The 11,784-nt window shown below is 69.0% G+C and carries 13 protein-coding genes; 6 read left to right on the top strand and 7 right to left on the bottom strand.

Features of this window, described 5'->3' with window-relative positions; genetic code table 11:
- Positions 1 to 69 precede the first annotated feature (69 nt).
- Genes P3W75_RS25290 through P3W75_RS25260 form a run of 7 tightly spaced genes read right to left on the bottom strand, consistent with a single transcriptional unit; the run spans position 70 to position 5,808 of the window.
- Positions 70 to 810 carry an SDR family NAD(P)-dependent oxidoreductase gene (locus tag P3W75_RS25290; protein WP_276230062.1) on the bottom strand — a complete coding sequence of 247 codons (741 nt, stop codon included), beginning with the start codon at positions 808 to 810 and terminating at the stop codon, positions 70 to 72.
- A gap of 10 nt (positions 811 to 820) precedes the next feature.
- On the bottom strand, positions 821 to 1,318 hold the full coding sequence (locus P3W75_RS25285) for an aromatic-ring-hydroxylating dioxygenase subunit beta (RefSeq protein ID WP_276230061.1): 498 nt from the start codon (positions 1,316 to 1,318) through the stop codon (positions 821 to 823).
- Positions 1,315 to 2,598: an aromatic ring-hydroxylating oxygenase subunit alpha gene (locus P3W75_RS25280; protein ID WP_276230060.1), complete on the bottom strand. Its 1,284-nt coding sequence runs from the start codon at positions 2,596 to 2,598 to the stop codon at positions 1,315 to 1,317. Before P3W75_RS25280 ends, P3W75_RS25285 begins: the two co-directional genes overlap by 4 nt.
- A gap of 10 nt (positions 2,599 to 2,608) precedes the next feature.
- The gene (locus P3W75_RS25275; RefSeq protein WP_276230059.1) at positions 2,609 to 3,754 is read right to left on the bottom strand and encodes an amidase; all 1,146 of its coding nucleotides are present in this window, start codon (positions 3,752 to 3,754) and stop codon (positions 2,609 to 2,611) included.
- Positions 3,751 to 4,257: a nuclear transport factor 2 family protein gene (locus P3W75_RS25270; protein ID WP_276230058.1), complete on the bottom strand. Its 507-nt coding sequence runs from the start codon at positions 4,255 to 4,257 to the stop codon at positions 3,751 to 3,753. Before P3W75_RS25270 ends, P3W75_RS25275 begins: the two co-directional genes overlap by 4 nt.
- A 3-nt stretch (positions 4,258 to 4,260) precedes the next feature.
- Positions 4,261 to 4,632, bottom strand: a complete 372-nt coding sequence (locus P3W75_RS25265; RefSeq protein ID WP_276230057.1) for a hypothetical protein — start codon at positions 4,630 to 4,632, stop codon at positions 4,261 to 4,263.
- Positions 4,633 to 4,653: 21 nt separating this feature from the next.
- Positions 4,654 to 5,808 (bottom strand): acyl-CoA dehydrogenase family protein, encoded by a 1,155-nt coding sequence (locus P3W75_RS25260; protein ID WP_276230056.1) that lies wholly within the window; start codon positions 5,806 to 5,808, stop codon positions 4,654 to 4,656.
- 217 nt (positions 5,809 to 6,025) lie between these two features.
- Here P3W75_RS25260 and P3W75_RS25255 point away from each other — a divergent pair, with 217 nt between their 5' ends.
- From P3W75_RS25255 to P3W75_RS25230, 6 genes are all read left to right on the top strand, one after another.
- Positions 6,026 to 7,507, top strand: a complete 1,482-nt coding sequence (locus P3W75_RS25255) for an ATP-binding protein (protein WP_276230055.1) — start codon at positions 6,026 to 6,028, stop codon at positions 7,505 to 7,507.
- A 187-nt stretch (positions 7,508 to 7,694) separates the two neighbouring features.
- A complete protein-coding gene (locus tag P3W75_RS25250) occupies positions 7,695 to 8,843 on the top strand; it encodes an amine dehydrogenase large subunit (protein WP_276230054.1) in 1,149 nt (382 codons plus the stop codon).
- Positions 8,844 to 8,856: 13 nt separating this feature from the next.
- Complete coding sequence (locus P3W75_RS25245) at positions 8,857 to 9,396, top strand: MauE/DoxX family redox-associated membrane protein (protein ID WP_276230053.1); 540 nt, start codon at positions 8,857 to 8,859, stop codon at positions 9,394 to 9,396.
- A 3-nt stretch (positions 9,397 to 9,399) separates the two neighbouring features.
- Positions 9,400 to 10,038 carry a methylamine dehydrogenase accessory protein MauD gene (gene mauD, locus P3W75_RS25240; RefSeq protein ID WP_276230052.1) on the top strand — a complete coding sequence of 213 codons (639 nt, stop codon included), beginning with the start codon at positions 9,400 to 9,402 and terminating at the stop codon, positions 10,036 to 10,038.
- 20 nt (positions 10,039 to 10,058) lie between these two features.
- Positions 10,059 to 10,580: a methylamine dehydrogenase light chain gene (locus P3W75_RS25235; protein WP_276230051.1), complete on the top strand. Its 522-nt coding sequence runs from the start codon at positions 10,059 to 10,061 to the stop codon at positions 10,578 to 10,580.
- Positions 10,581 to 10,595: 15 nt separating this feature from the next.
- Positions 10,596 to 11,120, top strand: coding sequence for a cytochrome C (locus P3W75_RS25230; RefSeq protein ID WP_276230050.1), 525 nt, complete (start codon positions 10,596 to 10,598; stop codon positions 11,118 to 11,120).
- Positions 11,121 to 11,784 lie beyond the last annotated feature (664 nt).

Raw genomic sequence — 11,784 nt, 5'->3', positions numbered from 1 at the left:
GCCGGTTATTCGCCCTACGTTGGGGTTCGGCGTAGGGCGAATAACGCGCCGCGTTATCCGCCGGCTTTCTCAGCGCATGAACAGGCCGCCGTTGATGTCCCAGCAGGCGCCGGTCACCGCGGTGGCGTTGTCGGCGACCAGCAGCAGCACGCTGTCGGCCACGTAGTCCGGGTCGCCCAGGCGGCCCACCGGGATGGTCTTGAGGATCTGCTCCAGGCGCTCCGGGGCCACGGTCTCGCGCACCACCGGCAGGTCCAGCGGGCCCGGGGAGATGCTGTTGACGGTGACGCCGGCCGGGGCCAGTTCGCGGGCGAAGACCTTGGTCAGGGTGGCCACGCCGCCCTTGGCCGCGGCGTAGTGGCCGCCGGTGGCGGTGCCGCCGTTCTGCCCGGCCAGCGAGGCGATGTTGACGATGCGGCCGAAACCGCGCGCGGCGAAGTGCGCGCCGAACACCTGGCAGGCGACGAAGGTGCCGCGCAGGTTCACCGCCAGCGAGGCGTCGAACTCCTCCGGGGTGATGTCCATCAGTGCGGCGACCTTGGACACCCCGGCGTTGTTCACCAGGATGTCGCAGCCGCCCCACTTGGCCTGCAGCAGGTCGCGGGCGCGCTCGAAGTCGGCCTTCTCGCGCACGTCCAGCTCTACCGCCAGCACGCTGGCGCCGCTGGGGTCGAGTTCATCGGCCAGGCGCTGGGCGTCGTCCAGGCGCACGTCGGCCAGGGCCACGCGGTAGCCGGCGCCGTGCAGGCGCCGGGCGATGCATTCGCCGAGGCCGCGCGAGGCCCCGGTGACGAGTGCGGTACGGGTCATTGGCGAATCCTCAGAGCAGGAAGCCGATGGCAGCCAGGGCGTCCTGGCAGTTGATCAGGCGCACCACCTTGCGCTCCAGGCGCGGGCCTTCGGCGGTGAAGCGGATGCGGTGTTCCAGGTCGGCGACGAAGGGCGTGTGCACCCCGCGCTTGTAGGCGTAGAGGATCTGCGCCGAATGCACTTCGACGAGGTCGCCGGCGGCTTCCACCAGGCGGAAGCGCGACACCGTGCGCACGGTCTTCGCCGCGTCGATCGCCGAGGGCGAGTAGCCGGCGCTCAGGCGCTCGATGCGCAGGGCGCGCATGCGCGCGTCGTCGAAGGCGTAGTTGAGGCTGGCGGCGAAGTCGTCGCCCTCGGCGTCGATGGGCACCACGTAGATGCCCTCCTCGCTCCACAGCCCGTTCCACTGCGCGTAGTCCTTGCGGTCGAGCAGCTCGGCCTCGCGCCAGATGAATTCGATGGCCTTGGCCAGCGGGCCGGAGAAGCCGTTCAGGGTGTCGTTGCTCATTGGCTCATCATCCTTTTCCACATTTGGTAGACCTCGCGCATGCCGCCTTCGTCGGTGGCATGGGACACCTTGTCGCCGTTCTCGGCCACGACCTCGCGGTTCAGCCCGCGGTTGACCAGGATCGGCGCGTCGGGGCCGGCGTAGGAGCCGCGCTGCACGCGGTCCCAGGCCTCGGCGTCATCCGGGCTGCCGAAGCCGAACGGGCCCTGGAAGTGCTCGTGGATGCGCATGCGCTCGCGGTTGGCGATCTCCGGGCCGCCGTCCATGCCGAGGGCGACGTGGCGGATTTCCGTCTCGGTGACCGAGACCGGGCGCAGCACGCGGAAGAACGACATGGACATGGCCACGTTGGGGAACAGGTTGAGGTTGAAGCCGGCGCCGTGCAGCGAACGCACGATGCGGCGCACCTGCGCGGGCTCCATGGTCCTGGACAGCTCCTCGGTGACGTGGGCGAAGCGTTCCTGCAGCTGCTCGGTGCCGTCGTCGTGGTCGAGGTCGACGTGCTCGGGCACCATCACCATCACGCTGTGGCCGTTGCCCAGGGCGTGGGTCACCGCCTGGGTGTCGGTCATGAACGAGAGCATCTCGCTGGTCTCTTCGTCGACCGAGGACATGAACGACTTGTGCACGATCGGGAAGTGGTAGCCGTCGGTGGTGTTCTCCAGCTGGATCTTCCAGTTGCCCTTGAAGGTGAACTTATGTTCGCCCTGGGTCTTGATCGGGAAACCGGCGCCCTGCTTCATGAACAGGTCCATCCAGTGCTTCGCGCCGCCGAGGAAGTCTTCCAGCGGTTCGATGTCGGCGTTGTAGCTGGCGAAGATCATGCCGGCGTAGCTTTCTACCCGCAGGCTGGTCAGCGGCAGCTCGGACTTGTCGAGGATGTCCTCGTAGCCGTCCGGGTACGGCAGCGCGCGCAGCTTGCCGTCCAGGCCGTAGGACCAGCTGTGGTACGGGCAGGTGAAGCCGGTGGCGTTGCCCTTGTGCTTCTCGCAGACGGTGGCGCCACGGTGCCGGCAACGGTTTTCCAGGACGTTGATGGCGCCCTTCTTGTCGCGCACCACGATGACCGGGCGACGGCCGATGGTGGCGGTCTTGAAGTCACCGGGGTTGCGCACTTCGCTGGTATGGGCGACCCACACCCAGGTGCGGTAGAAGATCTTTTCCAGCTCGGCCTCGAACAGCGCCGGGTCGTGGTACAGCGAGACGTCCACGCGGTCGCTCTGGACCAGTTGCTCGGGGCTGCCCGTCTTGGCGATCAGCCGGTATTCAGGGGCGCTCATGGGGTTCTCCTCATGCCATTTTCTTGTTCGACGGCCGCTCGGCGGCCAGTGCCTGTTCCAGCTGCGCGCCGAAGGCGCAGACGCGTTCGTCGTCGCCCTTGCGACCGACGATCTGCAAGCCGACCTTGATACCGCCATGCTCCAGCTCCACCGGCACGCTCAGCGCCGGGTGGCCGCTGAGGTTGAACGGGCGGACCAGGGAGGTCAGCGCGGCCACGCTCTTGCCGCTGCGCGCGTCGCTGAGCAGCGGCGGCAGGCTGGCCAGGGTCGGCAGCAGGAGTACTTCGTAATCGTCCAGGGCGGCGTCGATGGCGCGCGTGAAGCTCGCGCGCACGCCTTCGGCTTCCGCCAGCTGGGCGGCGCTGGTGCGCCCGGCGGCGAGCAGGCGCTGCTCGACGTCGGCGCCCAGCAGGCCCTTGCCGGTGAACTGGCCGAGGGCCGCCCAGTTCTCGTGATTGATGACCACCAGGCCAGCCTCGAAGGCCGCCTCGAACTCGCCCAGGTAGAGGCTCGCCCGGCGCCAGCCGGCGCGGTCGGCGGCGGCGCCGAGGCAGGCCTGGATGTGCGGGTCGGCGGGCACTTCGAGGAAGGCCACGCGGGCATTGGCGCCCGGCGCGGCGACGGCGCCGAAGCCGGGGCAGATCACCTGCATGGCGGCGACGATGTCGGCCATGCTGGCGGCGAACGGCCCGACGCAATCCAGGCTGCTGTATTCGGGATGCACGCCGGCGCGGCTGACCCGGCCGAAACTCGGCTTGAGCCCGGCCACGCCGCAGCAGGCCGCCGGCACCCGCACCGAACCGCCGGTGTCGGTGCCCAGGGCGATGTCCGCCAGGCCCGCGCCGACCGCCGCGGCGGAGCCGCTGGACGAGCCGCCGGGCACGCGCTCAGGCGCCTGCGGGTTGAGCGGCGTGCCGCTCCAGTCGTTGATCCCGGTGACGCCGAAGGCCAGCTCGTGCAGGTTGGTCTTGCCGACGATGCGCCAGTCGGCGTCGAGCACCCGCTGCACCACTTCGGCATGGCGCTGCGCGGGGGCGCTGTCGGCCAGCGCGCGGCTGCCGCAACGGGTCGGGTGGCCGGCGATGTCGATGGTGTCCTTGATGGCGACGCGCTTGCCGGCGCCGCCCAGCGCGAATTCGCTGACGAAGATGCTCATGCCGCGCCCTCCGCGAGCGCGCCCAGCGGCATGGCGAGCAGCCGCCGGGTGCGGAAATGGGTGATCTGCCAGGCCTCGCCGACGCGGCGGAAGTCCAGGTTCAGGCGGGTGCCGAACAGCTCGCTGCGGCCATCGACGTAGGTCGACAGCTGCTGCATCAGCCACTGGCCGCGCGCCGTGTCGCCGCCCTCGCCGACCTCGATCGACTCGCTGCCGATGAAGTGCAGGTTGAGCGTGAAGTGCTCGGCCGGCGGCAGGTAGCCGGCGACGAACGCCGCCACCGCCGCGCGCCCCGCATGGCGCCCGAAGCTCTGCTCGGCGCGCGCGCCCAGGCCTTCCCAGACGGCGTCCTCGGCGAACAGCTCGGCCAGTTCGGCCTGCAGCGCCAGCTGCTCGCGCGGGACGTCGCAGAGGTCCATGTAGCGGGCCATCAGGCGACGCACGGCGGCCTCGCCTTCGAGCCGCGCCAGGCGCTCGTGCAACTGTTTCAGGGCCTGGCTCATGGCTCAGCTCCGCGCCGCTTCGGGAATGCTCAGCGGGCGGCCGATGCGCGCTTCGATCTTGGCGTACTTCCACAGGCTGTATTCGCCGACCGGCACGGTGCGGAACAGGTTGCAGGCGTCGACCACGGTCTGGTGGCAGTCGACGTCGGCCATGATGTAGACGGTCCAGGGCGAGGTGGTCGAGGGGCCGACCATCAGGCGGTCGTCGTCGAGCACGCCGAGCACGTTGATGCCGGGCAGCGCGCCGAGCTCGCCCATCATCTGGCTGAAGCCCTTCCAGACGCTGATGCCTTCACCGGTGGGCAGGTCGAAGAAGTTCTGCGTGATGCCGATGCAGAACAGCACGCGCATGGGTTCGGCGGTGGGACGGGTCATGGTGTCTTGTCCTTGTGTCGATCAGAGGTAGCCGGGGAACGGCGGCACATCGAGCAGCACCGCACCGGCGCCGTCGTACATGCCGTCGCTGAGGAAGGCGTGCTGGGTCACCACCATGGCGTCGCGCAGGTAGCGCTGCAGCGGGTGGCGCAGGTAGATGGCGGTGGTGCCGGCCAGGCTGTAGGCGCGCTGTACCACTTCGGCGCCGGCGCGGGACACGTGCACGGCGGACAGGCGCAGCAGGCTGACTTGCTCCGGGGTCACCGGGTTGCCGGCGAGGATCGATTCCCAGACCTGCTCGGTGGCGTCGTAGAAGAAACCCCGCGCGGCGTGCAGTTGCGCCTCGGCCTTGCCCAGCTCGATGCGCACGTAGGCGCGGTCGGCCAGCTTGGGCGCGCCGGTAACGCCGCTGCCGGAAGCCATGCGGGCGATCTCGTCGAGGGCGGCGCGGGCCAGGCCCAGGTTGACCACCGCCAGCACCTGGGCGGCGTAGGCGATAGTCGGGTAGCGGTACAGCGGCTCGTCGATGCTGCTCTGGCCGCCGCGGATGAAGGTCCAGGCGTCCGGGACGAAGGCCTTGTCCAGGTGCAGGTCGTGGCTGCCGGTGCCTTTCAGGCCGACCACCTCCCAGTTGTCGACGATATCCACGTCGCGCGCCCGCAGCAGCGCGGTGCGCGGCTTGCCGCCGGGGCCGCCGAGGCCGATGCCGACGCCGAGCACGTCGGCGCCCTTGCAGCCACTGGCGAACTTCCAGGTGCCGCTGACCCGCCAGCCGCCTTCGACCTGCTCGGCCTGCTGGATCGGGAACAGGCCGCCGGCGAACACCAGGTCCGGGCCGTCGGCGTAGAGCTCGGCGAGGGTTTCGCGGGGCAAGGCGGTCAGGTAGGTGCTGGCGCTGCCGAAGCTGGCGACCCAGCCGGCCGAGCCGTCGGCCTCGGAAATGCGCTCGATCAGGCGCAGGAATTCGGCCGGCGGCAGTGCGTCGCCGCCGAAGCAGCGCGGGGTGGCGGCGCGGTAGATGCCCACTTCGATGAAGCGCTCGATCATGTCGCGCGGCACGTGGGAACGGGCGTCGAACTCGTCGCGGCGTTGGCGGACCTCGTCGAGCACCTGCTCGAAGAGGGCGGCGCGGCTGGCGAGGGGCGAATCTTGGGCGGCGGCGGCTGAACGCGACATGGGCGTCTCCCTGGGTTCTTGTGGGTCGGCCGTCCGGTGGGAGCCGGCGGTCGTCGATGGGGCCCAGTGTAGGGAGCGCGTCGAGACCGCCACTATTGGGGCGTGCCGCCCGCGACCTAAAGGAATCCCCTAGTCCGCGCCGGGTTGTTTCCTAGCGCCGACGCGCTAGGCTGCGCGCTATAAAGGCCGTGACCGCCCGCACCACCAAGAGCCCGCCATGTACCAGCCCGCCGAAGCCGATTTCCACGCCCTCATCGAAGCCATGCCGCTGTGCATCCTGCTGCACGACGCGCAGACCAAGGAAATCCTCTGGGCCAACGCCGCCGCCCTGCAGGCCCTGGGCTTCAGCCTGGAGGAACTGGTGCCGCTGAAAGCCCCGGACATGACCAACCCGGCGCCCAAGTACCGTCGCTCGATCGGCCTGCGCTGGCTGGAAGGCGCGGCGCGCACCGGCCAGCGCGCCATCGAGTGGTGCTACCGCTCCAAGCAGGGCGTGGACATCCTCTCCGAGGCGACCGCGACCCTGGTGCACCTGGCCGAACGCGACGTGCTGATGGTGCAGTTCCGCGACATTTCCCGGGAAGACAAGGTCAAGCGCGAGCTCAAGCGCACCGAGAGCCGCCTCAAGGCCTTCATGCAGGACCTCGCCGAAGGCGTGGCGGTGCTCGGCCCGGACGGCGAGATCCGCTTCATCAGCGACTCCGCCCTGGCCCTGCTCGGCGCCCCCGACCGCCGCCACCTGCCGCGCAACTTCCTCGACGCCTGCGACGACAAATCCCGCCAGCGCCTGCTCCAGCACCTGGAACGCACGCCGCCGAGCCGCGAGCCCTACAGCGTCGGCTACCACCTGCGGCGCGCCGACGGCGACTGGCGCTGGCACCACGCCACCTGCCGCTACATCGAGATCGAGGACGACCTGTGCGGCCACCTGCTGCTGTTCCGCGACGTCAGCGAACAGGTGCGCGCCGAGGAAGCCCGCCGGCAGAGCGAACAGAAGCTGGAATACCTGGCGCGCTACAACGCCATGGGCGAGATGGCCGTGGCCATCGCCCACGAACTCAGCCAGCCGCTGGCCGCCACGCGCAACTTCATCGAAGGCTCGGTGATCCGCCTGGGCCAGCGCGGCGAGGTCGACGACTCGGTGGCCTGGGGCCTGGACAGCGCGGTGCGGCAGATCGAGCACGCCTCGGAGATCATCAAGAGCGTGCGCGAATACGTGGTGCGCCTGGAACAGGTCGAGCAGCGCGTCGACCTCAACGAACTGCTCGCCGACGCCCGCTACTTCATCGACCTCAAGGGCCAGCCGGCCGGCGTGCGCCTGGAACTGGCGCCCTGCGCCGAGGCGCTGCCGGTGAGCTGCGAGAAGGTGCTGATCGGCCAGGTGATCCTCAACCTGGCGTTCAACGCCATCGAGGAGATGGCCGAACTGCCCGCCGAGCGCCGCCGCCTGCGCATCCACACCCGGCGCGAGGGCGACAGCGCCCTGCTCTGCGTCGAGGACAACGGCCGCGGCATCGACGCCGGGGCCCGTGAGCGGCTGTTCGACGGTTTCTTCAGTTCCAAGGTGAGCGGCAACGGCATCGGCCTGGCGCTGTGCCGCAACATCGTCTCGCGCCATCGCGGCGACATCTGGGCGCAGAACGTCGAACCCCACGGCGCGATGTTCTGCGTCGCGCTGCCACTGGCCGACCAGCGGTGAGGCGCGCCGCACCAGCCGCGTCAATGCTTGCCCTGGCACACCGGCAAAGGCGCTGACAGGGACACACAAGCGCTTGGCACGCAGAGTAAGGCACAGCGCAGCAACGCGGGGCAGACTAGGACTGCAGACTTCTGCCCACACCGATCCGCGATCCGACCGTCCAATAAAATCGAGGGAGCCACCCCCCATGCGAATAACCAGGATCCTTGCACGCACCGCGCTCGCACTAGGCGTATCGCTCGCCGCCGTCGGCGGAGCCTTCGCCGACCTGCCGGCGGAAACCGTCGGCAAGACGACGCTGTCGTTCCCGCCGGACCCGCACCGTGCGTACATCGTCGACGTGGAATTCGACAGCTTCGTGACCGGCCGCGTGACCGTGGTGGACCCGGCGCAGAAGAAAATGCTCGGCATGGTCAGCACCGGCTTCGCCGCGCCTTCGACCCTGAGCCACGACCAGCGCACCCTGTACACCGCCGACCTGTACTACTCGCGCGGCACCCGCGGTACCCGCACCGACGTGCTGACCGCCTGGGACACCTCGACCCTGTCGCCGAACTGGGAAGTCGTGATCCCCAGCAAGCGTTCCGAATCCCTGACCCAGCGCTACGGCCTGGCGGTCAGCGGCGACGACCGCTTCGCCTACGTCTACAACTTCACCCCGTCCACCTCGGTCACCGTGGTCGACACCCAGGCCAAGGCCGTCACCAGCGAGATCGCCATCCCCGGCTGCGTGCTCAACTACCCGGTGGGCAACCGCGCCTTCGCCTCGCTGTGCGGCGACGGCAGCGTGCAGCTGGTGACCCTGGGCGACGACGGCAAGGAAACCGCGCGTAGCCGCACCCCGTTCTTCGACCCGAACAAGGAGAAGCTGGTGGAGCGCGCCATCAACAATGGCGAGACCTACTACTTCACCACCACCGAGGGCGTGATCCACGCGATCGACTTCGCAGGCCCGCAGCCCAAGGTGCTGCCGACCTGGTCGCTGGTGACCGACGCCGAGCGTAAAGACGGCTGGGCCCCGGGCGGCTGGCAGGAACTGGCCCTGGCGCCGAAGCTGAACCGCCTGTACGTGCTGATGCACGACAAGCACGAGCCGATGAAGTGGGAAGACCCGAGCACCGACATCTGGGTCTACGATCTGAAGACCCAGAAGAAGATCGGCACCCTCAGCGCCCCGACCCCGGTCTGGAGCATGACCGCCACCAGCGACGACGCCCCGGTGCTCTACGGCGCCAACGTCGAGGGCGGCCTGGAGACCTTCGACCTGAAGGCCGGCAAGCACGTCGGCACCATGGAGAAGATCGCCAAGACCGCTACCCAGGTCCTGACCCACTGATAGAGGCATGACCATGCAACCCGATCCCATCTACGCGATCGCCGCCGCCGTCTCGGTGGCAGTGATCCTGGCCAGCGCCGCCAGCCACAAGTGGCGCGCGCCGGGTCGCTTCGCGCGGCAGCTGGAGGATTACCAGCTGCTGCCGCAGGCGCTGCTCAAGCCGGCCGCCCGCGTGCTGCCGCTGGTCGAGGGCGGCGTCGCCTTCGCCCTGCTGGTGCCCGCCAGCCGTTCGCTGGCGGCCCTGGCCGCGGCGGCTCTGCTGGCGCTGTACGCCGCGGCCATCGGCATCAACCTGTGGCGCGGCCGCCGCGACATCGACTGCGGCTGCGCCGGGCCCGACCAGGCCCAGCCGCTGCGCCCGGTGCTGCTGGCGCGCAACGCCGTGCTGGTGGCCCTGGCGCTACTCGCCAGCGTGCACCCGCAAGCCCGCGAACTGGGTCTGTTCGACGGCTTCGTGAGCCTCGCCGCCAGCGCCGTCGCCCTGCTCCTCTATGCCGCCGCCGATGGCCTGCTGGCCAACGGCCCCCGTCTGCTCAAACTCATTGGAAGGTAAACCATGGAAGCCATCATCGTTTCCAACATCCTGCTCTGGTGCCTGCTGCTGGCACTGGCATTCGTCGTCATGGGCCTGGTGCGCCAGATCGGCGTGCTGCACGGGCGCCTGGCCCCGGCCGGCGCGCTGATGGTCGACAAGGGCGTCGCGGTCAACGAACCGGCCCCGCAAGTCACCGCCAGCGACCGCAACGGCCGCCCGGTGAACTTCGGCTACGCCGGCGAGAAAGCCCAGCTGCTGTTCTTCCTCTCGCCGACCTGCCCGATCTGCAAATCGCTGCTGCCGGCCATCAAGTCCATCGCCAAGGACCAGGCCGATCGCCTGGACGTGGTCTACGTCAGCGACGGCGAGCCGGAAGCGCAACAGGCGCTGATCGCCGAGCACAAGCTCGAAGGCGTGACCTACGTGGTCGGCCCGGAAGTCGGCATGACCTACCAGATCGGCAAGCTGCCCTACGCGGCGCTGATCGACAAGGGCGGCGTGCTGCGCGCCAAGGGCCTGGTCAACTCCCGCGAACACCTGGACAGCCTGTTCGAAGCCGAGCACCTGGGCAGCGCCACCCTGCAGCAATACCTGCAGGCCCAGCAGCCCCACGCGCACGGCCACGACCATGGCCACGCGCACTCGCACAGCGCCCACTGAACAATAAAAAGGGATAACCGATGAAATTCCTCGACCAGCTCTTCGAGCGCTCCTCCCGTCGCGTCGCCGACACCACCTCGCGGCGCAAGCTGCTCTCGCGCATGGGTTCGCTGCTGGTGGCCGGCGCCGCGCTGCCGGTGCTGCTGCCGATCGACCGCACCGGCAAGGCCCTGGCCGCCGACAAGCCGATGGCCGGTGACCCGGGCGACCCCAACAGCTGCGACTACTGGCGCTACTGCTCCATCGACGGCTTCCTCTGCAACTGCTGCGGCGGATCCGTGTCCAGCTGCCCGCCGGGCACCGAAGTGTCCCAGGTGGCGTGGGTCGGCACCTGCCGCAACCCGGGCGACGGCAAGAACTACATCATTTCCTATAACGACTGCTGCGGTAAGCACAGCTGCAACCAGTGTGCCTGCACCCGCAACGACAGCGAGGAACCGGCCTACCGTCCGTTCAACAACAACGACGTCAACTGGTGCCTGGCGGCCAAGTCGCACATCTACCACTGCACCGTCTCGGTCATCCGCGGCGTGGCCGTGTAAGGCGTGGGGTCAGCCATGAAACGCTCGCTGCTGACCCTCGGACTGTCGTGCCTGCTGGCCATGCCCATGGCCCAGGCACGCAGCATTCCCGACCCGCACCAGAAGCACGCGCCGGGCAACGAGGCGCCGCAGACGCCGATCGCCCAGGCCGGTTACAGCAACGCCACCAACTACCAGTTGCAGTGCGCCGGCTGTCACCTGTCCGACGGCGCCGGCTCGAAGTCCAACGACGTGCCGAAGATGCTCGGGTTCGTCGGCAACTTCCTCAAGGTCGACGGCGGCCGCCAGTTCCTCGTGCGGGTGCCGGGCATGTCGATGTCGGCGCTCAACGATGCGCAACTGGCGGACATGCTCAACTGGCTGCTGCGCGAGGATGGCATGGCGGGCAAGAGCATGCCGGCCGGCTACCAGCCGTACACCACGGAAGAAGTAGCGGGGATTCGCCACGAAACCATGCTCAACCTGCCGGGAACGCGCGCCAAACTGATAGCGCAGATGCGCGCCCAGGGCATCGCCATCGACGATGGCATGGGCGACTGAAAGACTCCTTTGGTTCCGCTTCGGCCCGCCTCTGGCGGGCATTTTTTTGCCTGCGGTTCCGCCCCCCGCCCCGTCCACTCCCGTCATCCCCGCGAACGCGGGACGCGGCTCCATCGCGAACAGCGCTTGCGCTGGCCCGAAGGGGAATAACCCAGTGGCTTTGTGGTTGGGGTTCGGTGTAGCGCGCCGCTTATGAGTGCTCGGATGTTTCTTGTTTCGCCTCTCGGCGAGTCACTTCTTTCAAACGTCGGGTAGCCGAACCTCAAAGAAGTAACCAAGAACGCTTGCCCCGGCATCCGGGCCCGGCAAGCCGGGCTTCCCTCACGAACTCCCAAGCACCGGAGGCCCGCCCCGAGGGTACGTCCCTGTAGCCCGCGGGGCTCTTGCGACATCCATGTCGCCCGGCCTCCTCAGCTCGGGCTTCGTTCGGCCTCCTGAACGGGGCGCTCCGGTGCGCGCGGATGTTTCGGTGCCCCCCGTAGGGCGCATAACGCCTACGGCGTTATCCGCCGTTGCCGTTGGCTCCGGCGCTAGGACCTTCGGCGGATAACCGCGAACGGTTATGCGCCCTACGGCGAACCGCACGGCACTGGGTTCCCGCGTTCGCGGGAATGACGGAGTGCGGAGTGCGGAGTGTCAGGATGACGCCGAACTTCCCGGCAAC

Origin of the sequence: Pseudomonas citronellolis, assembly GCF_029335315.1 — a bacterium.
Taxonomy (GTDB): Bacteria; Pseudomonadota; Gammaproteobacteria; order Pseudomonadales; family Pseudomonadaceae; genus Pseudomonas; species Pseudomonas citronellolis_A.
The sequence above is the reverse complement of the archived record's forward strand: the minus strand, read 5'-3'. Positions and strand labels throughout refer to the sequence as shown.